Origin of the sequence: Streptomyces sp. NBC_00090, from assembly GCF_045160815.1 — a bacterium.
Taxonomy (GTDB): domain Bacteria; phylum Actinomycetota; class Actinomycetes; order Streptomycetales; family Streptomycetaceae; genus Streptomyces.
In genome coordinates, this window is sequence record NZ_CP108224.1 from 5,351,108 (window position 1) to 5,373,393 (window position 22,286).

Annotated in this window: 33 protein-coding genes; 25 read left to right on the top strand and 8 right to left on the bottom strand. The window is 68.7% G+C overall.

The window, feature by feature from the left end:
* Positions 1-269 precede the first annotated feature (269 nt).
* Entirely contained in the window at positions 270-1,067 is a 798-nt protein-coding gene (locus OG361_RS23990; RefSeq protein WP_405856671.1) for a hypothetical protein, read from the top strand.
* 43 nt (positions 1,068-1,110) lie between these two features.
* Here the strand turns inward: OG361_RS23990 and OG361_RS23995 are convergent, their stop codons facing one another.
* Positions 1,111-1,296, bottom strand: a complete 186-nt coding sequence (locus tag OG361_RS23995; RefSeq protein ID WP_405856673.1) for a hypothetical protein — start codon at positions 1,294-1,296, stop codon at positions 1,111-1,113.
* Between the two features lie 18 nt (positions 1,297-1,314).
* Between OG361_RS23995 and OG361_RS24000 the strand changes: the two genes are divergently transcribed.
* Entirely contained in the window at positions 1,315-1,578 is a 264-nt protein-coding gene (locus OG361_RS24000; RefSeq protein ID WP_405856675.1) for a hypothetical protein, read from the top strand.
* Here OG361_RS24000 and OG361_RS24005 read toward each other — a convergent pair.
* The 3 genes from OG361_RS24005 to OG361_RS24015 all read right to left on the bottom strand — a co-directional run bounded on the left by OG361_RS24005 (position 1,539) and on the right by OG361_RS24015 (position 3,125).
* Complete coding sequence (locus OG361_RS24005) at positions 1,539-1,829, bottom strand: hypothetical protein (RefSeq protein ID WP_384560120.1); 291 nt, start codon at positions 1,827-1,829, stop codon at positions 1,539-1,541. The genes OG361_RS24000 and OG361_RS24005 overlap by 40 nt on opposite strands.
* A 94-nt stretch (positions 1,830-1,923) precedes the next feature.
* A complete protein-coding gene (locus tag OG361_RS24010; protein ID WP_384560121.1) occupies positions 1,924-2,535 on the bottom strand; it encodes a phage tail protein in 612 nt (203 codons plus the stop codon).
* Positions 2,536-2,714: 179 nt separating this feature from the next.
* The gene (locus OG361_RS24015) at positions 2,715-3,125 is read right to left on the bottom strand and encodes a hypothetical protein (protein WP_405856677.1); all 411 of its coding nucleotides are present in this window, start codon (positions 3,123-3,125) and stop codon (positions 2,715-2,717) included.
* 261 nt (positions 3,126-3,386) lie between these two features.
* Here OG361_RS24015 and OG361_RS24020 point away from each other — a divergent pair, with 261 nt between their 5' ends.
* Positions 3,387-4,214, top strand: coding sequence for a hypothetical protein (locus tag OG361_RS24020; RefSeq protein ID WP_405856679.1), 828 nt, complete (start codon positions 3,387-3,389; stop codon positions 4,212-4,214).
* A gap of 69 nt (positions 4,215-4,283) precedes the next feature.
* Here OG361_RS24020 and OG361_RS24025 read toward each other — a convergent pair whose 3' ends face one another.
* From OG361_RS24025 to OG361_RS24035, 3 genes are all read right to left on the bottom strand, one after another.
* A complete protein-coding gene (locus OG361_RS24025; protein ID WP_405856681.1) occupies positions 4,284-4,505 on the bottom strand; it encodes a hypothetical protein in 222 nt (73 codons plus the stop codon).
* Positions 4,499-5,203, bottom strand: coding sequence for a hypothetical protein (locus OG361_RS24030; RefSeq protein WP_405862408.1), 705 nt, complete (start codon positions 5,201-5,203; stop codon positions 4,499-4,501). Before OG361_RS24030 ends, OG361_RS24025 begins: the two co-directional genes overlap by 7 nt.
* Positions 5,204-5,294: 91 nt before the next feature.
* On the bottom strand, positions 5,295-5,570 hold the full coding sequence (locus tag OG361_RS24035; RefSeq protein WP_405856683.1) for a WhiB family transcriptional regulator: 276 nt from the start codon (positions 5,568-5,570) through the stop codon (positions 5,295-5,297).
* Positions 5,571-5,822: 252 nt separating this feature from the next.
* Here OG361_RS24035 and OG361_RS24040 point away from each other — a divergent pair, with 252 nt between their 5' ends.
* The 5 genes from OG361_RS24040 to tuf all read left to right on the top strand — a co-directional run bounded on the left by OG361_RS24040 (position 5,823) and on the right by tuf (position 10,920).
* Entirely contained in the window at positions 5,823-6,272 is a 450-nt protein-coding gene (locus tag OG361_RS24040; RefSeq protein ID WP_405856685.1) for a helix-turn-helix domain-containing protein, read from the top strand.
* A 289-nt stretch (positions 6,273-6,561) separates the two neighbouring features.
* Entirely contained in the window at positions 6,562-6,933 is a 372-nt protein-coding gene (gene rpsL, locus OG361_RS24045; RefSeq protein WP_003948652.1) for a 30S ribosomal protein S12, read from the top strand.
* A 2-nt stretch (positions 6,934-6,935) separates the two neighbouring features.
* Positions 6,936-7,406, top strand: coding sequence for a 30S ribosomal protein S7 (gene rpsG / locus OG361_RS24050; protein WP_024755400.1), 471 nt, complete (start codon positions 6,936-6,938; stop codon positions 7,404-7,406).
* Between the two features lie 39 nt (positions 7,407-7,445).
* Complete coding sequence (gene fusA / locus OG361_RS24055; protein WP_384560133.1) at positions 7,446-9,575, top strand: elongation factor G; 2,130 nt, start codon at positions 7,446-7,448, stop codon at positions 9,573-9,575.
* Between the two features lie 151 nt (positions 9,576-9,726).
* Positions 9,727-10,920: an elongation factor Tu gene (gene tuf, locus OG361_RS24060; RefSeq protein WP_125744782.1), complete on the top strand. Its 1,194-nt coding sequence runs from the start codon at positions 9,727-9,729 to the stop codon at positions 10,918-10,920.
* Between the two features lie 106 nt (positions 10,921-11,026).
* Here the strand turns inward: tuf and OG361_RS24065 are convergent, their stop codons facing one another.
* Complete coding sequence (locus tag OG361_RS24065; RefSeq protein WP_405856688.1) at positions 11,027-13,012, bottom strand: PIG-L family deacetylase; 1,986 nt, start codon at positions 13,010-13,012, stop codon at positions 11,027-11,029.
* A gap of 225 nt (positions 13,013-13,237) precedes the next feature.
* On the opposite strand from OG361_RS24065, the gene OG361_RS24070 reads away from it, so the two are divergent.
* The 17 genes from OG361_RS24070 to OG361_RS24150 all read left to right on the top strand — a co-directional run bounded on the left by OG361_RS24070 (position 13,238) and on the right by OG361_RS24150 (position 22,184).
* Positions 13,238-13,600, top strand: coding sequence for a YciI family protein (locus OG361_RS24070; protein ID WP_384560137.1), 363 nt, complete (start codon positions 13,238-13,240; stop codon positions 13,598-13,600).
* A complete protein-coding gene (locus OG361_RS24075) occupies positions 13,597-14,844 on the top strand; it encodes an RNA polymerase sigma factor (RefSeq protein ID WP_405856690.1) in 1,248 nt (415 codons plus the stop codon). Before OG361_RS24070 ends, OG361_RS24075 begins: the two co-directional genes overlap by 4 nt.
* 490 nt (positions 14,845-15,334) lie before the next feature.
* On the top strand, positions 15,335-15,643 hold the full coding sequence (gene rpsJ / locus OG361_RS24080) for a 30S ribosomal protein S10 (RefSeq protein WP_003948644.1): 309 nt from the start codon (positions 15,335-15,337) through the stop codon (positions 15,641-15,643).
* Positions 15,644-15,654: 11 nt separating this feature from the next.
* Positions 15,655-16,299 carry a 50S ribosomal protein L3 gene (gene rplC, locus OG361_RS24085; protein ID WP_267045310.1) on the top strand — a complete coding sequence of 215 codons (645 nt, stop codon included), beginning with the start codon at positions 15,655-15,657 and terminating at the stop codon, positions 16,297-16,299.
* Between the two features lie 7 nt (positions 16,300-16,306).
* Positions 16,307-16,957: a 50S ribosomal protein L4 gene (gene rplD, locus OG361_RS24090; protein WP_384560141.1), complete on the top strand. Its 651-nt coding sequence runs from the start codon at positions 16,307-16,309 to the stop codon at positions 16,955-16,957.
* Positions 16,957-17,280 carry a 50S ribosomal protein L23 gene (gene rplW / locus OG361_RS24095; RefSeq protein WP_024755407.1) on the top strand — a complete coding sequence of 108 codons (324 nt, stop codon included), beginning with the start codon at positions 16,957-16,959 and terminating at the stop codon, positions 17,278-17,280. The genes rplD and rplW overlap by 1 nt, the downstream gene beginning before the upstream one ends.
* A gap of 40 nt (positions 17,281-17,320) precedes the next feature.
* The gene (gene rplB, locus OG361_RS24100; RefSeq protein WP_384560143.1) at positions 17,321-18,157 is read left to right on the top strand and encodes a 50S ribosomal protein L2; all 837 of its coding nucleotides are present in this window, start codon (positions 17,321-17,323) and stop codon (positions 18,155-18,157) included.
* 12 nt (positions 18,158-18,169) lie between these two features.
* Positions 18,170-18,451 carry a 30S ribosomal protein S19 gene (rpsS, locus tag OG361_RS24105; RefSeq protein WP_024755409.1) on the top strand — a complete coding sequence of 94 codons (282 nt, stop codon included), beginning with the start codon at positions 18,170-18,172 and terminating at the stop codon, positions 18,449-18,451.
* Between the two features lie 42 nt (positions 18,452-18,493).
* A complete protein-coding gene (gene rplV, locus OG361_RS24110) occupies positions 18,494-18,841 on the top strand; it encodes a 50S ribosomal protein L22 (protein WP_056552397.1) in 348 nt (115 codons plus the stop codon).
* Positions 18,841-19,689: a 30S ribosomal protein S3 gene (rpsC, locus tag OG361_RS24115; RefSeq protein WP_017239578.1), complete on the top strand. Its 849-nt coding sequence runs from the start codon at positions 18,841-18,843 to the stop codon at positions 19,687-19,689. The genes rplV and rpsC overlap by 1 nt, the downstream gene beginning before the upstream one ends.
* Before the next feature lie 5 nt (positions 19,690-19,694).
* A complete protein-coding gene (gene rplP / locus OG361_RS24120; RefSeq protein WP_015035580.1) occupies positions 19,695-20,114 on the top strand; it encodes a 50S ribosomal protein L16 in 420 nt (139 codons plus the stop codon).
* Positions 20,114-20,338 carry a 50S ribosomal protein L29 gene (gene rpmC, locus OG361_RS24125; protein WP_017239580.1) on the top strand — a complete coding sequence of 75 codons (225 nt, stop codon included), beginning with the start codon at positions 20,114-20,116 and terminating at the stop codon, positions 20,336-20,338. The genes rplP and rpmC overlap by 1 nt, the downstream gene beginning before the upstream one ends.
* Positions 20,338-20,619 carry a 30S ribosomal protein S17 gene (rpsQ, locus tag OG361_RS24130; RefSeq protein ID WP_024755411.1) on the top strand — a complete coding sequence of 94 codons (282 nt, stop codon included), beginning with the start codon at positions 20,338-20,340 and terminating at the stop codon, positions 20,617-20,619. Before rpmC ends, rpsQ begins: the two co-directional genes overlap by 1 nt.
* A 137-nt stretch (positions 20,620-20,756) precedes the next feature.
* Positions 20,757-21,125: a 50S ribosomal protein L14 gene (rplN, locus tag OG361_RS24135; protein ID WP_003956455.1), complete on the top strand. Its 369-nt coding sequence runs from the start codon at positions 20,757-20,759 to the stop codon at positions 21,123-21,125.
* A 2-nt stretch (positions 21,126-21,127) separates the two neighbouring features.
* On the top strand, positions 21,128-21,439 hold the full coding sequence (gene rplX / locus OG361_RS24140) for a 50S ribosomal protein L24 (RefSeq protein ID WP_384560145.1): 312 nt from the start codon (positions 21,128-21,130) through the stop codon (positions 21,437-21,439).
* Entirely contained in the window at positions 21,436-21,993 is a 558-nt protein-coding gene (gene rplE / locus OG361_RS24145) for a 50S ribosomal protein L5 (RefSeq protein ID WP_384560389.1), read from the top strand. The genes rplX and rplE overlap by 4 nt, the downstream gene beginning before the upstream one ends.
* Positions 21,994-21,998: 5 nt before the next feature.
* Positions 21,999-22,184, top strand: coding sequence for a type Z 30S ribosomal protein S14 (locus OG361_RS24150; RefSeq protein ID WP_003948630.1), 186 nt, complete (start codon positions 21,999-22,001; stop codon positions 22,182-22,184).
* Positions 22,185-22,286 lie beyond the last annotated feature (102 nt).

A 22,286-nucleotide genomic window follows, 5' to 3' on the forward strand; every position in this document is an offset into this window, starting at 1 on the left:
GGCGGCGCCGCGGAGTGAGGAGCGGGGGCACCACATGTTCGAACTACTGTGCGAACAGAGTGTGGGACATCTGTTCGAGGTTTGTCGAGCGGGAAACGTCTGACGGCGTGTCTTTTGGCTTGATACCCGAACGGGTTGGCGGCTGATCGGAGCTTCTGTTCGACCGGGTAACCTGGAGGACGCGTTCCTCGGACCCGACCACTCCGGGGGGTGCGAGGGGCGCGAGGGGCGCGCGGGGACCCCAGGGGGCTGGAAGGCAGTACTGACGCATGGACACGGAGCCGGGAGCGAGCCGACGGGAGCGAGTCGTCGATTGGCTTGCGACCCACCCCGATCTGCCCCACCTCTTCGCACGCCTCTCCGAGCTCGTGCACATCCATGGGTACGCCCCCGAGGACCTCGTCGTGATCCTCCGGAGCGAGGTGGACCGCCGTGAGACGGCCGCCTTCACCTCCGGCTGGGCCGAGGCCGTGTCGGACGAACTCCCGCGCATACGCCGGGAGTACGAGAAGCGTGTCGCGGACGCCTACGCGCAGGGGCAGAGTGACGCGCGTGGAATCCGCCGTCCCCAGCGCCGGGTGGACGGCGGACAGGACGGTGCCCGGGTCATCGCGCTGCCCTTCGCCCGTCTCCTCGAACCGCCGGCCGCCGTCGTCGAGGCCGAGGAACGCGTACGCAGGGAACGCGAGTTGTTCGACCAGCGGTCCGAGCCGGAGCCCGAGCCCGCCGCTCTCGCTCCCGTGCCGGATCCCGAACCCGAGCCCGAGCACCAGAAGGAGCCCGGATCGGAGTCGGACGTCCTCGTCACCGCCCAGGAGAGCCGTACCCGCAGGAATGCCCAGCCGGTACGGAAGGTCGTCCGCGGCAAGGGCGGGCGCCCGATAGTCCCGCCGCTGGCCGGCGTACCCGTGCAGGCCACGACCGGCAGCGAGCGCCGAACCGCCGAGTCCGCCGGAGCGGAGACGCGCGCGGGCAAGCGGCGCCCGCTGTCCGAACGGGCCAGGGCCCTTGAGGAGGAGCTGGGCTCCCAGCGAGCACAGGAAGCGCCCCCGGAGTCCGCCCCCTGACGGGAACGGACTCCGGGGGCTGCGGGGGTGTGGCTCGCCGGCTTCAGCCGAAGAACCGGGCGAGCTGTCCTGGGGAGATCTCGGGGGTCTCCGCTCCGGGGGAGCGCTCGTCCTGTCCTCCGGCCTCCTCGCCGTCGCCCTCGTCCTCGTCCTTGACGCCCGGACGGGGCACGGGCTTCGGCGGATCGGGCTGGTCGCCCTCCTCGGACGCGTTGACGCACTGGAACATCCAGTTCGCGACGGCCAGATGGTCGACCGTCGCCGCGAGGAGGTGGTCGGTGATCGACCACTCGGCGGCCTCGCCGTGGAGCTCGCGCTGGAGGGCGCTGTCCCGCGGCAGATGCTTGATCAGCGCGAGGACCCGCCTGCTGGAGAGTTCCTCGCGGTGCCAGTCGAGGATGTCGACCCCGTAGTAGCGGATGAAGTCCGCCTCAATGGCCTCGGCGTGTTCTTCGACGAACTCGACGAGGCTCAGTCTTCCCCCAGGCCGAGCCCGGTCTCCTTGCCGTAGGCCTCCAGGATGGCGGCGATGTCCTGCATCGTGATCTCGTGCTGCTCGAAGCGGTTGAACTGCTTCTCACCCATCAGGAGCGCGAGCAGGCCGTCCACGTCGTTGTCGTCGAGCTTGCGCAGCGCCTTGGCGGTCGCGCGGCTGAGTTCGGTGGGAAGGGTGTAGCTCTCGCCGTCCAGCTCGAAGGACCAGGCGCGGCCGTGGGCCTCCTGTCGCTGGGCGCGGGCAGCGTTGACGTCGAAACGGGCCATGGTGATGCGTACTCCTTGTTTCGGGTGACGGGAAGAAGAAGGAGGGAGGGGTGGGGCGGGACGGCGGTGTGCCGTCCCGCCCCTGGGGAAGGGATCAGACAGTCGCGGAGTACTGGCTGTCCTTCATGAGGAAGGTCGCCAGCGGCTTGCCGTCGCCCTTCGACATGGCGGAGAAGGTGACACCCAGCTGGGAGGCCGCCTTGCGGGCCAGCTTGATGTCGTCGGAGGCGGTGACCTGGCCGCGCGGGATGATGAAGCGGTACGTGACGGCGGTCGTGCCACCGGCCTTCACGTCGGTGAACTCCAGGCCGAGGGCGCGCACGTCGGCGAACGGACGCTCGGCGATCTCGTAGCGGTAGGTGTCGACCGCCGGGGTCGGCTCCGCCTTGACGGCGCCGCCGCCCATGAAGAACGGCAGCGTGTCCTCGTTGAACTGGAGCATCGAGAACTTCAGCGAGAGGTCACGGGCCGAGTAGATGTAGTGGACCGGGGAGACCGACTGCCACGAGTCGATGGCCTCCAGCTTGTCCTTCTTCGAGAACGTGACGCCGTCGCCGGTGGTGAAGCCCAGGTCCTTCCAGCCCGCACCGGACCAGTCGACGGCGGTGTCGGTACCGAAGGTGGCCGGGGCGGTCGTGCCGGCGTCGGCCACGTAGAGCTTGCCGGTACCTGCGACGCGGATCTCGGCGGAGTTGTTTCCAGCCATGGTGGTGTTTCTCCTTGTGTTGAGAGGGGTGTGACCGCCCCGGCATCGGTCCGGGTACGGCAAAGGCCCCGCCGGACGGCGAGGCCTGGTCTGTGGGGTGGGCGTCCGTCGGGGAGCCGGGATGGCTCGGGGACGCTCAAGGGGCCGAGCGGCCGGAAGGCGCTCGGTGGTGCGAGCGGCTAGAAGACGCTCAGGGAGAGGCGGATGACGCAGAGGTAGCGGTTGGCGCCCCGGTAGAGGTAGTCGGGCAGCCAGCGCGGCCCGTCCTGCTCCTCCACGTCGTGGACGACGTTGTTGGCGCCGATCTGCTTGCCGATGGTGGCGAGCAGGCACCGCCGGGCCGCGTTGGCGAGGAGGTGGGCCGCGTTCTTGGTCGGCCCGTACACCTCGAACTCGATCAGCGGCATGTCGACGTGCAGGTCGCCGATCCAGGCGCCGCCGCGGCGGTTCACCAGGACCGCGTTCTGCGTGCCGTCGAAGCCGGCCGGCGCGTTGACCGCGATGGTCGCGCCGGCCAGGGCGGGGTCGGCCTTGAGGACGTCGACGACCAGCTTCTCGACGTCCGGGAACGCACTCGGGGGAGTGGTCATGACGGTTCTCCTCGGGACAGGGGAGGGATGGCGGGACGGGGTGCCGCCCGGGGGCGCTCCGGCGGGAGGGGGGCGGGGCGCGGCAGCGCACCCGGACGGCGGACGGCGGAGCCGCGTCCCGTCCTGCGGGCGCAGCTCCGCCGCTGCACCAACTGTGACAGCGATCGTGCGCGCACGCAACTAGAACGGTGGGGAGATCTCCCGGAGCCCGGAGAAGGCCCCCTCGATAGGTTGGCCGTCACCGAACCGAGGGAGCCGCCCGTGCCCGCCGACCGCCCCCGCCTGCTCTACGTGACCGACCTGGCCTACCCGGCCAAGGGGCGGCGCTACTGCGACGAGGACATCCACCTCACCGCCCGGCTGCGCGCCGACTTCGACCTCGCCCTCTGCCACCCGCTCGACGCCGCCGCGCTCATGGAGGACTTCGACGCCGTCGTCGTCCGCAACAGCGGCCCGGTCCTCGGCTACCAGAAGGAGTACGAGGCCTTCCGCGAGCGCGCCCTGGCCCTCGGCACCCGCGTCTACAACCCCCTCCACGGGCGCGGCGACATGGCCGGCAAGCAGTACCTGCTCGACCTCACCGCCGCCGGGTACCCCGTCATCCCCACCGCCGACCGCCCCGAGGACCTCCACCGGCTGCCGGAGGCCACGGAGTACGCGGTCAAGCCCAAGGCCGGGGCGGACTCCATAGGCCTGCGCTTCGTGGCGCACGAGGAGCTCGCCGCCCTCCCGTACGGCGAACTCCTCGTCCAGCCACGCGTCCACTTCCGGTACGAGGTCTCCTTCTACTTCGTCGACGACCTCTTCCAGTACGCCCTGTACGCCCCCGACCCCGAGCGCCGCTGGGTCCTGGAGCCGTACGAACCGAGCGCCGACGACCTCGCCTTCGCCCGCCGCTTCGTCGACTGGAACACCCTCGACCACGGCATCCAGCGCGTCGACGCCTGCCGCACCCCCGAGGGCGAGCTGCTCCTCGTCGAGCTGGAGGACCTCAATCCGTACCTCTCCCTCGACCGCGTCCCCGAGCCGGTGCGCGAGCGCTTCGCCGACACCCTGACCCGCTCCCTCCAGGCCTTCCTGACGGCATGAGGTCCTGAGACGGAACGACGAAGCGCCCCGAGTCCGGATGTGGACTCGGGGCGCTTCTGTGCAGCGGGGTCAGGCGGTACGGGTGCGGCGGCGGGCCAGCCGTTCCGCCGCGAAGACGTCCTCCAGGCGGAAGAGCTGCGCGCGGCCCGCCTTCCCGGCGGCCCGCAGGTGCCCCAGCTGGACCCACTTGCGGATCGTCGCGGGGGCGACCCCCGCCTCCTCGGCGGCGAGCGGCCCGGGGATCAGCGCGGGCAGCGCGGCCAGGGCAGGCAGGGAGGGGGAGCTCAGCACGGGGTCTCCTTCGTGTCGTCCATCGCCGCTTCGATCTCCTCGGTACGGGTCCCCGAGGCCTCCGTCAGTTCAGCCCACTCGCTCTCCGGCCACAGGTGCCGGTACGCGGGGTCGTCCTGACAGCCGCAGGCCTCGTCCGTGCAGACGCATGCCGGGTTCACGCACAGCACCGCCCGCCGGTCCGGGAACGCCCGCAGCGACACCGAGTCGCACCAGGGGCAGCGTCCCGACACCCGCACGATCGTCTCCGAGTCGCCCAGCGTCCGGGCGCACCGGCGAGCCATCCGCCGGATCTCGTCCCGAACGTGCCGGGCGAGGTCCGGGTGCGCGGCGACGGCGTCGAGCAGGCCGACGATCCGGCGCAGCCGCTCGACGACCCCGGCCCGGCGCGGCCGCGGCAGGGCGAGCCGGGCGCAGACCGCCTCCTCCAGCTCCACCACGCCGTCGGTGATGTCCCGGATGGCGTCGGAGATGTGGAGCCGGATCGGGGCGGCGCCGTGCCCGGGGACGGAGAGGCCGTGGCGCTGTTCGAGGAGCAGCGCCTCGCGGCGCTCCTCGCGGATCAGCTCGTCGCGGCCGGGGTGCGGGGCCGTCGGCGCGGTCCCGGCGGGGGAGCGGCGGCCGGGCGCCAGTTCCTCGGAGAGCTCGGGGAACTGCCGTACGAGGGAGGCGGTCCAGAGGACGATGTCCCGCAGCACGGGCTCGACGGCGCGGTCGGGGGCGGCCCCGGTGCCGTGGGCGCTCGTGGTGCTCGCGGTGTTCGTGGTGCTCGCGTCGCTGTCGGTGAGGTCAGCCACGGCGGCGGCTCCCCGCCATCGCGACCGCCTTCGCCACGCGCTGCGCGTCCGCCGGGCGGCCGTTGCGCCAGAGGCGGCCCGCGCAGACGCCGTCGAAGTAGCTCTCGGCCGGGGCGACCGCGGCCTCGCACTCGCGGCGTACGGGACAGTCGGCGCAGGCGCGCAGTGCCGGGGCGGCCTCCTTGGGCCGGCGGGCGAAGACGACGGACGGGGAGAGGCCGGCGCACGCGGCGGAGGCCTGCCAGGGGGACGGGTCGTGCTGGAACAAGAGGTTTCTCCACGGTCCGAGGCCACCGGGGCGTCCATGGGGCCGGTGGGGCTTCTGGGGCTCAGGGGGCCGACGAGTGCGGCGGTGAGCAGCCTGACATGTTGCGTGCGAGCGCGCAACAAACTTGTGGGGGTCCCTCGATCGGGTCTTCATCGATTCGACACGATTGCGTGCCCGAAAGCACGTAATTCTGTGCGCGCAAGCACGCTAAGGTGAGGCATCCGGAGGGTGGGGAGTGAGGGAGCGGTACACATGACCAGTCAAGGGCTCGACGAATTCGCAGGCTGGGTCGAAGGCCTGATGAGAGCGCGCGGGTACGACATCGACAGTCCCCGCGGCGGAGGCAAGTCCCGGATCGCGGACGAGGCCGGAGTCCACCGCGCCGCCGTGACGCGCCTGCTGCAGCGGCAGAGCATGCCCGACCTGGAGACGATGCGGCGGATCGCCCCGCTCCTCGGGGTCTCCGTACGGGACATGCTGATCCGGTCCGGCCGGGTGACCCCTGAGGAGCTGCCGCTGGCGGCCGACCTCCTGCCGCCCAACGACTGGCAGCCGACCATGGAGGACTTCGCCCGCTGGCTCGGCGTGCCCGACGAGCGCCTCGGCGTCTTCGTGAAGGTCGTGAACCAGTTCCTGGAGCCCGACGGGGAGGATCTGGACGACTCCGCCGGCGTCGAGGCGAGGCGTACCGCGCGCGACTGACCGCCATCGGCCGGGCGATCCGACCCGCCCGGCCGTGGCCCGCCCTCCGTGCGCGTGGGCATTTGTTTTGACCGGAGTCCATGCGATAGGTACGCTCAAGCCTTGTGCCTGGGGTGTGCCTGGGCTCGTGCTGCGTGTCCTCAACCGCATGACGAGTCCGCTGACTGGCCACCGTGATCCGCGCCTTTTCGCCTTCGGCGGAGGTCCGCGAGATTCGACACACCCGACCGCGTGGGTCGGTGAATGTTCCAGGTTAGTTTTACGACGGCACACAGAAACCGGAGAAGTAGTGCCTACGATCCAGCAGCTGGTCCGTAAGGGCCGGCAGGACAAGGTCGAGAAGAACAAGACGCCCGCACTCGAGGGTTCCCCTCAGCGTCGTGGCGTCTGCACGCGTGTGTTCACGACCACCCCGAAGAAGCCGAACTCGGCCCTCCGTAAGGTCGCGCGTGTGCGTCTGACCTCGGGCATCGAGGTCACGGCCTACATCCCGGGTGAGGGCCACAACCTGCAGGAGCACTCCATCGTGCTCGTGCGTGGTGGCCGTGTGAAGGACCTGCCGGGTGTTCGCTACAAGATCATCCGCGGTTCCCTCGACACGCAGGGCGTCAAGAACCGTAAGCAGGCTCGCAGCCGCTACGGCGCCAAGAAGGAGAAGTAAGAATGCCTCGTAAGGGCCCCGCCCCGAAGCGCCCGGTCATCATCGACCCGGTCTACAGCTCTCCTCTTGTCACCTCGCTGATCAACAAGATCCTGCTGGACGGCAAGCGTTCCACCGCCGAGCGCATCGTGTACGGCGCCATGGAGGGTCTTCGTGAGAAGACCGGCCAGGACCCGGTCATCACGCTGAAGCGCGCTCTCGAGAACGTCAAGCCGTCCCTCGAGGTCAAGTCCCGCCGTGTCGGTGGCGCCACCTACCAGGTGCCGATCGAGGTCAAGCCCGGTCGCGCCTCCACCCTCGCGCTGCGCTGGCTCGTCGGTTACTCCCGCGCCCGTCGCGAGAAGACCATGACCGAGCGCCTCCTGAACGAGCTCCTCGACGCCTCGAACGGCCTCGGAGCTGCGGTCAAGAAGCGTGAGGACACGCACAAGATGGCCGAGTCCAACAAGGCCTTCGCGCACTACCGCTGGTAGTCGCAACCCACATCGAGACCGAGAGAAGACTGAGCCGATATGGCTACCACTTCGCTTGACCTTGCCAAGGTGCGCAACATCGGCATCATGGCGCACATCGACGCGGGCAAGACGACCACCACCGAGCGGATCCTGTTCTACACCGGTGTCTCTTACAAGATCGGTGAAGTCCACGACGGCGCTGCCACGATGGACTGGATGGAGCAGGAGCAGGAGCGCGGCATCACGATCACGTCCGCCGCGACGACCTGCCACTGGCCGCTCGAGAATGTCGATCACACGATCAACATCATCGACACGCCGGGCCACGTCGACTTCACCGTCGAGGTGGAGCGTTCGCTGCGCGTGCTCGACGGTGCTGTCACCGTGTTCGACGGTGTGGCCGGCGTTGAGCCCCAGTCCGAGACCGTTTGGCGTCAGGCGGACCGCTACGGCGTTCCGCGTATCTGCTTCGTCAACAAGCTCGACCGTACGGGCGCTGACTTCCTCCGCTGCGTCGACATGATCGTGAACCGCCTCGGCGCGGTCCCGATCGTCATGCAGCTGCCCATCGGCGCCGAGATGGACTTCCAGGGTGTCGTGGACCTCGTCCGCATGAAGGCCCTGGTCTGGTCCGCGGAAGCGTCCAAGGGCGAGATGTACGACGTCGTCGACATCCCGGCCGACCTCGTCGAGCTGGCCGAGGAGTACCGCGGCAAGCTGGTCGAGGCCGTTTCCGAGAACGACGAGGAGCTCATGGAGCTCTTCCTCGAGGGCGTCGAGCCCACCGAGGAGCAGCTCTACGCTGCCGTCCGTCGCATCACCATTGCCTCCGGCAAGGGTGGCGGCGAGAAGACGGTCACCCCCGTCTTCTGCGGCACCGCGTTCAAGAACAAGGGCGTCCAGCCCCTGCTCGACGCGGTCGTGCGCTACCTCCCCTCCCCCCTGGACGTCGAGGCCATCGAGGGCCACGACGTCAAGGACGCGGAGCTGGTCGTCAAGCGCAAGCCGTCCGACGAGGAGCCGCTGTCGGCCCTCGCGTTCAAGATCGCGAGCGACCCGCACCTCGGCAAGCTCACCTTCGTCCGGATCTACTCCGGTCGCCTGGAGGCCGGCACCGCGGTGCTGAACTCCGTCAAGGGCAAGAAGGAGCGCATCGGCAAGATCTACCGCATGCACGCGAACAAGCGTGAGGAGATCGACTCGGTGGGCGCCGGCGACATCGTCGCCGTCATGGGCCTGAAGCAGACCACCACCGGTGAGACGCTGTGCGACGAGAAGAACCCGGTCATCCTGGAGTCCATGGACTTCCCGGCGCCGGTCATTCAGGTCGCGATCGAGCCCAAGTCCAAGGGTGACCAGGAGAAGCTGGGTGTCGCCATCCAGCGTCTCGCGGAGGAGGACCCCTCCTTCCAGGTGCACTCGGACGAGGAGACCGGCCAGACCATCATCGGTGGTATGGGCGAGCTTCACCTCGACATCCTCGTCGACCGTATGCGTCGCGAGTTCAAGGTCGAGGCGAACGTCGGCAAGCCGCAGGTCGCGTACCGCGAGACGATCCGTAAGGCCGTCGAGCGTCTTGACTACACCCACAAGAAGCAGACCGGTGGTACCGGTCAGTTCGCCAAGGTGCAGATCGCGATCGAGCCCATCGAGGGCGGCGACGCCTCGTACGAGTTCGTGAACAAGGTCACCGGTGGCCGCATCCCGAAGGAGTACATCCCTTCGGTCGACGCGGGTGCGCAGGAGGCCATGCAGTTCGGCATCCTGGCCGGCTACGAGATGACTGGCGTCCGCGTCATCCTTCTCGACGGTGGCTACCACGAGGTCGACTCCTCCGAGCTCGCGTTCAAGATCGCCGGTTCGCAGGCCTTCAAGGAGGCCGCGCGGAAGGCTTCGCCGGTCATCCTCGAGCCCATGATGTCCGTCGAGGTCACCACGCCCGAGGACTACATGGGTGAGGTCATCGGCGACATCAACTCCCGCCGTGGTCAGATTCAGGCCATGGAGGAGCGCAGCGGCGCTCGCGTCGTGAAGGGCCTCGTGCCCCTCTCGGAGATGTTCGGCTACGTCGGAGACCTCCGCAGCAAGACCTCGGGTCGCGCAAGCTACTCGATGCAGTTCGACTCCTACGCCGAGGTTCCGCGGAACGTCGCCGAGGAGATCATCGCGAAGGCCAAGGGCGAGTAACTCTTCCGAGTTCACGCTTTAGGCTTGACACCAGTCGCCGGGGCTCGGCCCCCGAAACCCGAGGAATCGGGCCCCGGCGGATGGCATCCCAGCAAAGATCACCTGGCGCCGATGAAGCAAGGCGTACAGAACCACTCCGCAGGAGGATTCAGTGGCGAAGGCAAAGTTCGAGCGGACTAAGCCGCACGTCAACATCGGTACCATCGGTCACATTGACCACGGTAAGACGACCCTCACGGCCGCCATTACCAAGGTGCTGCACGACGCGTACCCCGACCTGAACGAGGCCTCGGCCTTCGACCAGATCGACAAGGCTCCCGAGGAGCGCCAGCGCGGTATCACGATCTCGATCGCGCACGTCGAGTACCAGACGGAGTCGCGTCACTACGCGCACGTCGACTGCCCGGGTCACGCTGACTACATCAAGAACATGATCACGGGTGCGGCGCAGATGGACGGCGCCATCCTCGTGGTCGCCGCCACCGACGGCCCGATGCCGCAGACCAAGGAGCACGTGCTCCTGGCCCGCCAGGTCGGCGTTCCGTACATCGTCGTCGCCCTGAACAAGGCCGACATGGTGGACGACGAGGAGATCCTGGAGCTCGTCGAGCTCGAGGTCCGTGAGCTCCTCTCCGAGTACGACTTCCCGGGCGACGACCTGCCGGTCGTCCGCGTCTCGGCGCTCAAGGCGCTCGAGGGCGACAAGGAGTGGGGCGAGGCTCTCCTCGGTCTCATGAAGGCCGTCGACGAGTCGATCCCGCAGCCCGAGCGTGAGGTCGACAAGCCGTTCCTCATGCCGATCGAGGACGTCTTCACGATCACCGGTCGTGGCACCGTCGTCACCGGTCGTATCGAGCGTGGTGTCCTCAAGGTCAACGAGACCGTCGACATCATCGGCATCAAGACCGAGAAGACCACCACCACGGTCACCGGCATCGAGATGTTCCGCAAGCTGCTCGACGAGGGCCAGGCCGGTGAGAACGTCGGTCTGCTCCTCCGTGGCATCAAGCGCGAGGACGTCGAGCGCGGCCAGGTCATCATCAAGCCGGGTTCGGTCACGCCGCACACGAACTTCGAGGCCCAGGCCTACATCCTGTCGAAGGACGAGGGTGGCCGTCACACCCCGTTCTTCAACAACTACCGCCCGCAGTTCTACTTCCGTACCACGGACGTGACCGGCGTCGTGACCCTCCCCGAGGGCACCGAGATGGTCATGCCGGGCGACAACACCGCCATGAGCGTTGAGCTGATCCAGCCCATCGCCATGGAGGAGGGCCTCAAGTTCGCCATCCGTGAGGGTGGCCGGACCGTCGGCGCCGGCCAGGTCGTCAAGATCACCGCCTGATCGGCGATCTGACCTGGTAGCTCCACGAGCTCCAAGAGAAGGCCCCGCACCGAAAGGTGCGGGGCCTTCTCGCTTTCCCGCGGGCTGTACGGGCTTCCCGTGGGTTCTACGGGCGCCAGCTCCAGGGATGCCCGTCCGCGCCGAGGCCCACCACGGTCACCCCGCGCGCGCCCAGGTGGAGCGCGGCCGACAGCGCCGCCCCTCCCGCCGTACGGGTACGCAGCCGGGCGCCGGCCCGCACCGCGACCCGGCCGCGCGGATCCGTGCCCAGCAGCACCGTCCCGAGCGCCGGCGACCGCGCGGCGACCACGCCCCCGTACCCGTCGAGACCGGTGTCGCCCGCCGGGCCGAGCAGCTCCCCGGCCGCGGGCCGCCGGTAGTACAGCTCCCCGCCGGCCGATGCCACCGTCGAGCCCGAGAGCGGCAGCGGCTCCGTGTCCGCCGCCCCGTCCACCCAGTGCCGTACGGACTCCCGGCCCGCCGCGTACACGTGCACCCGGCCCGCCCCGTCGAGCGAGACGGTGAGGCCGTCCTGGACCTCCGCATCGCCGGGGAGCGTCCGCCATGGGCCCCAGGCGCCGTCCGCCGCCCGGACCCGTGTCGAGACGCCCTTGTCCGCGTTCCGTACGAAGAGGTGGACGCGGCCGTCGGGGGCCGTGACCGCCACCGGGGCACCGATCCGGCGCCCCCGGTCGTCCCCGCGGTCCGGGCCGCCGAGCCCGCGCCAGGCCAGGAACGGGCCGCCGGGGGAGCGCTGCTCCAGGAGCACCACCTCGCGCCGGTTCGGTCCGCCGTGCCCCTCGATCGCGGCGAACCGGACGCCGAGGAGCAGGACCCGGCCGTCGCCGAGCACCGCCGAGCCGAGCGCCGGTGCGAGCGGGCCGCCGCCCAGGTCCTCCGGCTCGCCCCAGGCGCCGCTGCCGGGCGCCGACTCCCGCCAGCGGACCGCGCGCAGGCCGATGACCCCGTACGCCGCCAGCCGGCCGTCCGGCTCCTCCCCGAGCGCCGGGCCCGCGCCGGGCCAGCGGTGGTGCGTCGAGCGCACCCAGCCCTTGCGGTTGGTCAGCGGCCGGTCGCCGCCGACGCCGTAGTCGCCGCAGCCCGAGGGGTTCCCGCACTCCCAGGACGGATCCCCGCCGTACGGGACGAGGTGCGCGGCCTTCTCCTTCAGGACACCCGGCGGGAGGTTCTTGGGCCAGTGGCGGTTGTAGTAGCCGCGGAACGCGGTCGTCGCGAACGCCGGTATCGGCTCGCCGTCCCGCACCGCGTCGGAGACCCAGCGGCTCAGCGCCGCCCAGCTGAAGCAGCCGACCGCCGTGTGGTCCCCGTGGTCCGCGTAGCCCCGCTGCTCGCTGTCCCGCTTCCGGGTGGCCTCGTCGCCGAGCTGGATGTCCGGATCCGGGTCCAGGGTGTGCACCACGGTCGGCCGGTAGCGGCGCAGCAGCCCGACGAGCACCCCGATCAGCCGGTCGTAGTCGTACGTGTCCGAGCGGGTCACCGGCGAGCCCGCCGACAGATGGGTCCGCAGCTCCAGGGCCCGGTCGTGCCAGAGCGCCGGCACGGCCATGTACCGGCGGTTCGTGTGCATCGGCAGGTTGAGGAATATCAGCTCGATCCGGCGGCGGCCGCGCGTCAGCGTGTCGATCGCCGCGCGGCGGCCGCCGGGGAGCGCCAGCACCTCACGCCGCCACGGCGTGAACCTCGGCAGCCCGAGCGCCTCGGCGTACGCCTGGCGCAGGCCCTGGTGGCGGGCGGAGGAGTACGCGGCGCGGTCCGGGGGAGTGTCCGGCATCCCCGCGACCCTGTTGCGGCCGGTGTGCTCGCCGGCCGTCACGTACACGGAGACGAGCGGGACCCCGGAGTCGAGCAGCCGCTGCGTGTCCGGGTTCATGAAGTACAGGTCGTCGTCCGGATGCGCGGCGAACTGCATCAGCAGCGCCCGCCGCGCCCGGGCCGGGGCGATCGGCTTCCCGGGCGCGGGGTCGACGGTCGGGGCGGGCCGGCGCGGCTCCGGCACGGAACAGCCGGCGGCGGCCGCGGTGACCGCGAGGGCGGCGGCGAGAACCGTCCGGCGACGGGCGGTGGTGGTCACGTGGGTCCGTCCCCTGGGGCGGTGTCATCGGTCTTCTGCAAGACGGATATCCAGGGCCCGAGGTTGTGCGCGGAGTGACCATTCGGTGCGAGGATTCACCTACCGGAAAGATCTTGGAGAAGTTTCCGAGAAATGCTGCCGCCCGATGTCGAGCCCGCCCCGACGGCTCCGACCCATGGGTGACAGCGCGCCACAGGGGCGCGCGGGACGGGGAGGACACCCGAGATGAAGTACGTCGCGATGATCTACGGCAGCCAGGCCAAGTGGGATTCCTTCCCCGCCGAGGCCTGGCCCGAGGCGATCGCCAAGCAGGACGCCTTCAACAGGAAGTACCGGGAGAGCGGCGAGCTGATCGGCGCGTACGGACTCGCCGACGCGGCCGCCGCCCAGCTCGTCCGCCGCGAGGGCGGCGCCCCCGCGGTCACCGACGGGCCGTACCTGGAGACCAAGGAGTACCTGGCCAGCTTCTACCTGCTCGACTGCGACAGCCCGGAGCGCGCCCAGCAGATCGCCGCCGACATGCCCTTCGCGGACGTCGACCCCGTCGAGCTCTGGCCGATCCTGCACGAGTCCGCGGCGGACGTGTGACCGGCCCCGTCGACGCACGACACGTCGAGGACCTGCTGCGCGAGTACGCGCCGCAGGTCCTCGTCGCGCTCGTCCGGCGCCACGGCGACTTCGACACCTGCGAGGACGCCCTCCAGGAGGCCCTGATCGCCGCCGCCCGGCAGTGGCCGGAGGCCGGGGTCCCCGACCACACGCGCAGCTGGCTGCTCACCGTCGCCCAGCGCAAGTACGTCGACCTGGTGCGCAGCGAGGCCGCGCGCAGACGCCGCGAGGACGCCCTCGCGCTCGCCACCCCGGACTCCGAGCTCATCGCCCGGGCCGCGGACGCCCCCGCGAGCGGCTGGGACGACTCCCTGGCCCTGCTCTTCCTCTGCAGCCACCCCGATCTGACGCCGCCCAGCCGGATCGCGCTCACCCTGCGCGCCGTCGGAGGCCTCACCACGGCACAGATCGCCGCCGCCTTCCTCGTGCCCGAGTCGACCATGGCGCAGCGGATCAGCCGGGCCAAGCAGACCATCAAGGCGGCGGGCGGCTCGCTCGCCATGCCCGAGGGAGAGGACCGGGCCGCCCGGATCGCCGAGGTGCGGCACGTCCTCTACCTGATCTTCAACGAGGGCTACACGGCCAGCGCCGGCGACGAGCTCACCGCGCCCGAACTCTCCACGGAGGCGATCCGGCTCACCCGGCTCCTGCACCGGCTCGTCCCCGACGACACCGAGACGGCCGGCCTGCTCGCCCTCATGCTGCTCACCGACGCCCGCCGCCCGGCCCGCACGGGCTCGCACGGCGAACTGGTGCCGCTCGCGGAGCAGGACAGGGGCCGGTGGGACGGCGGGCTGGTCGCGGAGGGCGTCGAGCTGATCAGCCGCACGCTGCCCAAGGGGGAGGTCGGCCCGTACCAGCTCCAGGCGGCGATCGCGGCCGTCCACGACGAGGCCGAGTCGGCCGAGGCCACGGACTGGCCGCAGATCCTCGCCCTGTACGAGCTCCTGGAGCGGACCGGGGCGAACCCGATGATCACGCTCAACCGCGCGGTGGCGGTCGCGATGGTCCACGGCCCGGAGGCGGGTCTGGAGCTGCTCGCCGGACTGGCCGAGGACAAGCGCCTCGCCCACCACCACCGGCTGCTCGCCACCCGCGCCCACCTCCTCGAACTCCTCGGCGACGAGGAGAAGGCGGCCGTCGCCTACCGGGAGGCGGCCCGCCACACGACGAGCGCCCCGGAGCGCCGCCATCTGACGGAGCGGGCGCGGCGGTTGGGCTGAGGCCGCGAGCCGGGGCGGGGCGGCGCGTGGAGTGGGATCCTGAAGATCCAGCGCCTGCGCCCCGACGGTTGCCCGTACGTGACGTGGGGTACAGTCTTCGCCCCGATTGGCGGCCGGATGGCCCCGTATGGCAGACTGTCGGGGTTGCTCGGTTGAGTGCCGATGCTGCGCGCCTCCCGTCGGGAGGACCGGAAGCGAGTCCCACAGTACTCGTCGTCTCACGCTTCTCAGATGAGAGGAGCAGGGGCGGACGTACGGGAATCTTCTGGGAAGCGTCAGCGGGGTTCCAGCCAGGCGCCCGGTGGGTGTTCTGCCCCCGAACCGCGGTCATTGGTGGCCGCACCCCCTTGGTTGGGAAATCCTCAGGGATTTCTGCGTAGAGGGAGTGCGACACGCCCGACCGCGTGGGTCGGAGGTCGGACGGTGCTTTTCATCAAGCGCAGTCGACCGGGAAGCCAGAGCGTTACGAGAGACAGGACTACTAGTAGCCATGGCGGGACAGAAGATCCGCATCCGGCTCAAGGCCTACGACCACGAGGTCATCGATTCCTCGGCGAAGAAGATCGTCGAGACGGTGACGCGCACTGGTGCGTCGGTCGCGGGCCCGGTGCCGCTGCCCACTGAGAAGAACGTGTACTGCGTCATCAAGTCGCCGCACAAGTACAAGGACTCGCGCGAGCACTTCGAGATGCGCACGCACAAGCGCCTCATCGACATCCTTGACCCCACGCCGAAGACGGTTGACTCGCTCATGCGTCTCGACCTGCCGGCGGGCGTCGACATCGAGATCAAGCTCTGAGGGCGCGCGAGATGGCCAAGAACATCAAGGGCATCCTGGGTGAGAAGCTCGGCATGACGCAGGTCTGGGACGAGAACAACCGGGTCGTCCCGGTGACCGTCGTCAAGGCCGGCCCGAATGTCGTGACCCAGGTCCGTACGAACGACAGCGACGGCTACGAGTCGGTCCAGATCGCCTTCGGCGAGATCGACCCGCGCAAGGTGAACAAGCCCCTCAAGGGTCACTTCGCCAAGGCCGACGTCACCCCGCGCCGCCACCTGGTGGAGCTCCGCACCGCTGACGCCTCCGAGTACACGCTCGGCCAGGAGATCACCGCCGAGCTGTTCGAGGCCGGCGTGAAGGTCGACGTCACCGCGAAGAGCAAGGGCAAGGGCTTCGCCGGCGTCATGAAGCGCCACAACTTCCGTGGTGGCAAGGCGTCGCACGGTGCCCACCGCGTGCACCGTAAGCCCGGTTCCATCGGTGGCTGCGCCACCCCGGGCCGTGTCTTCAAGGGCATGAAGATGGCTGGTCGCATGGGCAACGAGCGTGTGACCACCCAGAACCTGACCGTCCACGCCGTTGACGCCGAGAAGGGTCTGCTGCTCATCAAGGGCGCCGTCCCCGGCCCCAACGGTGGCCTCGTCCTGGTCCGCACCGCGGCCAAGGGGGTTTGAGGAACCGATGAGCACCATTGACATCCTTTCGCCGGCAGGCGACAAGGCCGGGACCGTCGAACTCCCCGCGGAGATCTTCGGCGCCAAGGTCAGCGTTCCGCTGATCCACCAGGTCGTCGTCGCGCAGCTGGCCGCGGCCCGTCAGGGCACGCACAAGACCAAGACCCGTGGCGAAGTCCGCGGTGGTGGCAAGAAGCCTTACCGCCAGAAGGGCACCGGCCGCGCCCGTCAGGGTTCGACCCGCGCCCCGCAGTTCGCCGGTGGTGGCGTCGTGCACGGCCCGCAGCCGCGTGACTACTCGCAGCGGACCCCCAAGAAGATGAAGGTCGCCGCCCTCCGCGGTGCCCTCTCGGACCGGGCGACCCACTCCCGCATCCACGTCGTCACCGGCGTGGTCGAGGGCGAGGTCTCCACGAAGGCCGCGAAGACGCTGTTCGGCAAGATCTCGGAGCGCAAGAACCTGCTCCTGGTCGTCGAGCGCTCCGACGAGGCCGCGTGGCTGTCCGCTCGTAACCTGCCCCAGGTGCACATCCTGGAGCCGGGCCAGCTCAACACGTACGACGTGATCGTCTCCGACGACGTGGTCTTCACGCAGGCCGCCCTCGAGTCCTTCGTGTCTGGCCCCCAGACCGCTGAGACCGAAGGGAGCGACGCCTGATGACTGAGGCCGTCGTCACCAGCAAGACCTTCTCGGACCCGCGCGACATTCTCGTCAAGCCGGTTGTCTCGGAGAAGAGCTACGCACTGCTGGACGAGAACAAGTACACGTTCATCGTCGCGCCTGGCTCCAACAAGACCCAGATCAAGCAGGCCGTCGAGGCGGTCTTCTCGGTCAAGGTCACCGGGGTCAACACGATCAACCGCCAGGGCAAGCGCAAGCGCACCAAGGCCGGTTTCGGTAAGCGCAAGGACACCAAGCGCGCCATCGTGACCCTTGCCGAGGGCAACCGTATCGACATCTTCGGCGGTCCGACCGCCTAAGGGCGGTCTGGATCGTCCGGAATCGGACGAGGACTGAGAAATGGGAATCCGCAAGTACAAGCCGACTACGCCGGGCCGTCGTGGCTCCTCCGTAGCCGACTTCGTCGAGATCACGCGGTCCACGCCGGAGAAGTCGCTGGTTCGCCCCCTGCACAGCAAGGGCGGCCGTAACAACACCGGTCGGATCACCGTGCGCCACCAGGGCGGTGGCCACAAGCGTGCCTACCGTGTGATCGACTTCCGTCGTCACGACAAGGACGGCGTGCCGGCCAAGGTCGCTCACATCGAGTACGACCCGAACCGCACCGCGCGCATCGCGCTGCTCCACTACCTGGACGGCGAGAAGCGCTACATCATCGCCCCCAAGGGTCTGACGCAGGGTGACCGCGTCGAGAACGGCCCCGGCGCGGACATCAAGCCCGGCAACAACCTGGCGCTCCGCAACATCCCGGTCGGTACCACGATCCACGCGATCGAGATCCGTCCCGGTGGCGGCGCCAAGTTCGCGCGCTCCGCTGGTGCCTCCGTGCAGCTGCTGGCGAAGGAGGGCACGATGGCCCACCTTCGTATGCCGTCCGGCGAGATCCGTCTCGTCGACGCCCGCTGCCGCGCCACCATCGGCGAGGTCGGCAACGCCGAGCAGTCGAACATCAACTGGGGCAAGGCCGGCCGTAAGCGCTGGCTGGGCGTTCGCCCGACCGTTCGCGGTGTGGCGATGAACCCGGTGGACCACCCGCACGGTGGTGGTGAGGGCAAGACCTCCGGTGGTCGCCACCCGGTCTCCCCGTGGGGTCAGAAGGAGGGTCGTACTCGCTCGCCGAAGAAGGCTTCGAGCAAGTACATCGTCCGCCGCCGCAAGACGAACAAGAAGCGCTAGGAGCGGGTTTAGATGCCGCGCAGTCTCAAGAAGGGACCCTTCGTCGACGGACACCTCGTAAAGAAGGTGGACGTACAGAACGAAGCCGGTACCAAGAACGTCATCAAGACCTGGTCCCGTCGCTCGATGATCATCCCGGCCATGCTCGGCCACACGATCGCGGTGCACAACGGCAAGACCCACATTCCGGTGTTTGTCACCGAGTCGATGGTCGGCCACAAGCTCGGCGAGTTCTCGCCGACGCGCACCTTCCGGGGTCACGTGAAGGACGACCGGAAGTCGAAGCGCCGCTAGTAGCGGGGTGGAATGACCATGACAGACACTGGAAGGACAACCATGGAAGCCAGGGCCCAGGCGCGGTACATCCGCGTCACGCCCATGAAGGCCCGCCGCGTGGTGGACCTTATCCGTGGCATGGACGCCACGGAGGCTCAGGCGGTCCTGCGTTTCGCCCCGCAGGCCGCGAGCGTGCCGGTTGGCAAGGTGCTTGACAGCGCCATTGCCAACGCTGCACACAACTACGACCACACGGACGCCTCTTCGCTGGTCATCAGCGAGGCGTTTGTGGATGAGGGCCCGACCCTGAAGCGGTTCCGTCCGCGTGCTCAGGGCCGTGCCTACCGGATCCGTAAGCGGACCAGCCACATCACCGTGGTCGTCAGCAGCAAGGAAGGAACCCGGTAATGGGCCAGAAGGTTAACCCGCATGGGTTCCGGCTCGGCATCACCACGGACTTCAAGTCCCGTTGGTACGCCGACAAGCTGTACAAGGACTACGTCAAGGAAGACGTCGCCATCCGTCGGATGATGACGTCCGGCATGGAGCGCGCCGGCATCTCGAAGGTTGAGATCGAGCGCACCCGTGACCGCGTGCGGGTGGACATCCACACCGCGCGTCCCGGCATCGTCATCGGCCGCCGTGGCGCCGAGGCCGACCGCATCCGCGGCGACCTCGAGAAGCTCACGGGCAAGCAGGTCCAGCTGAACATCCTCGAGGTCAAGAACCCCGAGATGGACGCTCAGCTGGTTGCTCAGGCCGTTGCCGAGCAGCTCTCCTCCCGCGTCTCCTTCCGTCGCGCCATGCGTAAGAGCATGCAGGGCACGATGAAGGCCGGCGCCAAGGGCATCAAGATCCAGTGTGGCGGTCGTCTCGGCGGCGCCGAGATGTCCCGCTCGGAGTTCTACCGCGAGGGTCGTGTGCCGCTGCACACGCTCCGCGCGAACGTGGACTACGGCTTCTTCGAGGCCAAGACGACCTTCGGTCGCATTGGCGTGAAGGTCTGGATCTACAAGGGCGACGTCAAGAACATCGCCGAGGTCCGCGCCGAGAACGCTGCGGCCCGTGCGGGTAACCGCCCGGCCCGTGGTGCCGGCGCTGGCGACCGCCCGGCCGGCCGTGGTGGCCGCGGTGGCGAGCGTGGCGGCCGCGGCCGCAAGCCGCAGCAGCAGTCCGCGCCGGCTGCCGAGGCCCCCAAGGCCGACGCTCCCGCCGCCGCTGCCGCTCCGGCTGAGAGCACCGGAACGGAGGCCTGACCGAAATGCTGATCCCCCGTAGGGTCAAGCACCGCAAGCAGCACCACCCCAAGCGCTCGGGTATGAGCAAGGGTGGTACGCAGGTTGCGTTCGGCGAGTACGGCATTCAGGCCCTCACGCCGGCGTACGTGACGAACCGCCAGATCGAGGCTGCTCGTATCGCGATGACCCGCCACATCAAGCGTGGCGGCAAGGTCTGGATCAACATCTACCCGGACCGTCCCCTGACGAAGAAGCCTGCCGAGACCCGCATGGGTTCCGGTAAGGGTTCTCCGGAGTGGTGGATCGCGAACGTCAAGCCGGGTCGGGTGATGTTCGAACTGTCCTACCCGAACGAGAAGATCGCGCGCGAGGCCCTGACCCGTGCGGCCCACAAGCTGCCGATGAAGTGCAAGATCGTTAAGCGCGAAGCAGGTGAGCTGTGATGTCGGCCGGTACCAAGGCGTCCGAGCTGCGCGAGCTGGGCAACGAGGAGCTTCTCAACAAGCTCCGCGAGGCCAAGGAAGAGCTGTTCAACCTCCGCTTCCAGGCGGCGACGGGCCAGCTCGAGAACCACGGCCGGCTCAAGTCCGTCCGTAAGGACATCGCCCGGATCTACACCCTGATGCGTGAGCGCGAGCTGGGCATCGAGACGGTGGAGAACGCCTGATGAGCGAGAGCAACGTGACTGAGAAGACCGAGCGCAACGCTCGCAAGGTCCGCGAGGGCCTGGTCGTCAGCGACAAGATGGACAAGACCGTCGTCGTCGCTGTCGAGGACCGCGTCAAGCACGCGCTGTACGGCAAGGTCATCCGCCGTACCAACAAGCTCAAGGCTCACGACGAGCAGAACGCTGCCGGCATCGGCGACCGCGTCCTCCTGATGGAGACCCGGAAGCTGTCGTCGACGAAGCACTGGCGCGTCGTCGAGATCCTCGAGAAGGCCAAGTAAGGAATTTCCCGTAAGGGAAATCCCAAAAGTTCAGCCTGAGGGGTTTCCCTTAGGTCAGTTCCGCCAGGCTCGGTGGGGTTGCGCCATTCGTTTGGTGCAACCCCGCCGGGAACCGGCAGACAAATCAGGAGATAGACGTGATCCAGCAGGAGTCGCGACTGCGTGTCGCCGACAACACTGGTGCCAAGGAGATCCTTTGCATCCGTGTTCTCGGTGGCTCGGGTCGCCGCTACGCGGGCATCGGTGACGTCATCGTCGCCACCGTCAAGGACGCGATCCCCGGTGGCAACGTGAAGAAGGGTGACGTCGTCAAGGCGGTCATCGTTCGCACCGTCAAGGAGCGCCGCCGCCAGGACGGCTCGTACATCCGCTTCGACGAGAACGCCGCTGTCATTCTCAAGAACGACGGCGACCCTCGTGGCACCCGTATCTTCGGCCCGGTCGGCCGTGAGCTGCGCGAGAAGAAGTTCATGAAGATCATCTCGCTCGCGCCGGAGGTGCTGTAAGCATGAAGATCAAGAAGGGCGACCTGGTCCAGGTCATCACCGGTAAGGACAAGGGCAAGCAGGGCAAGGTCATCACGGCCTTCCCCAGCGAGAACCGTGTCCTGGTCGAGGGTGTCAACCGGGTCAAGAAGCACACCAAGGCCGGCCCGTCGCAGGCCGGTGGCATCGTCACGACCGAGGCCCCTGTCCACGTGAGCAACGTTCAGCTCGTCGTGGAGAAGGACGGCCAGAAGGTCGTCACGCGTGTCGGTTACCGCTTCGACGACGAGGGCAACAAGATCCGCGTTGCCAAGCGGACGGGTGAGGACATCTGATGGCTACCACCACTCCGCGTCTCAAGACGAAGTACCGCGAGGAGATCGCGGGCAAGCTGCGTGAGGAGTTCTCGTACGAGAACGTCATGCAGGTTCCCGGCCTCGTGAAGATCGTGGTCAACATGGGTGTCGGCGACGCCGCCCGTGACTCGAAGCTCATGGACGGTGCCGTCCGTGACCTGACCACGATCACCGGTCAGAAGCCGGCCATCACCAAGGCCCGTAAGTCCATCGCGCAGTTCAAGCTGCGTGAGGGCCAGCCGATCGGTGCGCACGTCACCCTCCGTGGCGACCGCATGTGGGAGTTCCTGGACCGCACCCTGTCGCTCGCGCTTCCGCGCATCCGCGACTTCCGTGGTCTGTCCCCCAAGCAGTTCGACGGGCGTGGCAACTACACCTTCGGTCTCACGGAGCAGGTCATGTTCCACGAGATCGACCAGGACAAGATCGACCGTGTCCGGGGTATGGACATCACCGTGGTGACCACGGCGACCAATGACGCTGAGGGCCGTGCCCTTCTCCGTCACCTCGGCTTCCCGTTCAAGGAGGCGTAAGCGAGATGGCGAAGAAGGCTCTCATCGCGAAGGCTGCCCGCAAGCCCAAGTTCGGCGTGCGTGGCTACACGCGCTGCCAGCGTTGTGGTCGTCCCCACTCCGTGTACCGCAAGTTCGGCCTGTGCCGCGTGTGCCTTCGTGAGATGGCTCACCGTGGCGAGCTGCCGGGCGTGACCAAGAGCTCCTGGTAATTCCCCACTGCCCTTTGGGCGTTGGGAATGACCAGAGACTCTCGGTAAGCACTGGGTTGGCGGTCGCCCATCCCTCCATGGCTTAGGCTAGGAGGGTTGGGC

Excerpts from the sequence above, each read along its gene's own strand:
- OG361_RS23990 (WP_405856671.1), top strand. The coding sequence starts at position 270 with ATGGACACGGAGCCGGGAGCGAGCCGACGGGAGCGAGTCGTCGATTGG.
- OG361_RS23995 (WP_405856673.1), bottom strand. The coding sequence starts at position 1,296 with ATGTTCCAGTGCGTCAACGCGTCCGAGGAGGGCGACCAGCCCGATCCG.
- OG361_RS24000 (WP_405856675.1), top strand. The coding sequence starts at position 1,315 with ATGGTCGACCGTCGCCGCGAGGAGGTGGTCGGTGATCGACCACTCGGC.
- OG361_RS24005 (WP_384560120.1), bottom strand. The coding sequence starts at position 1,829 with ATGGCCCGTTTCGACGTCAACGCTGCCCGCGCCCAGCGACAGGAGGCC.
- OG361_RS24010 (WP_384560121.1), bottom strand. The coding sequence starts at position 2,535 with ATGGCTGGAAACAACTCCGCCGAGATCCGCGTCGCAGGTACCGGCAAG.
- OG361_RS24015 (WP_405856677.1), bottom strand. The coding sequence starts at position 3,125 with ATGACCACTCCCCCGAGTGCGTTCCCGGACGTCGAGAAGCTGGTCGTC.
- OG361_RS24040 (WP_405856685.1), top strand. The coding sequence starts at position 5,823 with ATGACCAGTCAAGGGCTCGACGAATTCGCAGGCTGGGTCGAAGGCCTG.
- rpsG (WP_024755400.1), top strand. The coding sequence starts at position 6,936 with ATGCCTCGTAAGGGCCCCGCCCCGAAGCGCCCGGTCATCATCGACCCG.
- fusA (WP_384560133.1), top strand. The coding sequence starts at position 7,446 with ATGGCTACCACTTCGCTTGACCTTGCCAAGGTGCGCAACATCGGCATC.
- OG361_RS24070 (WP_384560137.1), top strand. The coding sequence starts at position 13,238 with ATGAAGTACGTCGCGATGATCTACGGCAGCCAGGCCAAGTGGGATTCC.
- rpsJ (WP_003948644.1), top strand. The coding sequence starts at position 15,335 with ATGGCGGGACAGAAGATCCGCATCCGGCTCAAGGCCTACGACCACGAG.
- rplC (WP_267045310.1), top strand. The coding sequence starts at position 15,655 with ATGGCCAAGAACATCAAGGGCATCCTGGGTGAGAAGCTCGGCATGACG.
- rplD (WP_384560141.1), top strand. The coding sequence starts at position 16,307 with ATGAGCACCATTGACATCCTTTCGCCGGCAGGCGACAAGGCCGGGACC.
- rplW (WP_024755407.1), top strand. The coding sequence starts at position 16,957 with ATGACTGAGGCCGTCGTCACCAGCAAGACCTTCTCGGACCCGCGCGAC.
- rplB (WP_384560143.1), top strand. The coding sequence starts at position 17,321 with ATGGGAATCCGCAAGTACAAGCCGACTACGCCGGGCCGTCGTGGCTCC.
- rpsS (WP_024755409.1), top strand. The coding sequence starts at position 18,170 with ATGCCGCGCAGTCTCAAGAAGGGACCCTTCGTCGACGGACACCTCGTA.
- rplV (WP_056552397.1), top strand. The coding sequence starts at position 18,494 with ATGGAAGCCAGGGCCCAGGCGCGGTACATCCGCGTCACGCCCATGAAG.
- rpsC (WP_017239578.1), top strand. The coding sequence starts at position 18,841 with ATGGGCCAGAAGGTTAACCCGCATGGGTTCCGGCTCGGCATCACCACG.
- rplP (WP_015035580.1), top strand. The coding sequence starts at position 19,695 with ATGCTGATCCCCCGTAGGGTCAAGCACCGCAAGCAGCACCACCCCAAG.
- rpmC (WP_017239580.1), top strand. The coding sequence starts at position 20,114 with ATGTCGGCCGGTACCAAGGCGTCCGAGCTGCGCGAGCTGGGCAACGAG.
- rpsQ (WP_024755411.1), top strand. The coding sequence starts at position 20,338 with ATGAGCGAGAGCAACGTGACTGAGAAGACCGAGCGCAACGCTCGCAAG.
- rplX (WP_384560145.1), top strand. The coding sequence starts at position 21,128 with ATGAAGATCAAGAAGGGCGACCTGGTCCAGGTCATCACCGGTAAGGAC.
- OG361_RS24150 (WP_003948630.1), top strand. The coding sequence starts at position 21,999 with ATGGCGAAGAAGGCTCTCATCGCGAAGGCTGCCCGCAAGCCCAAGTTC.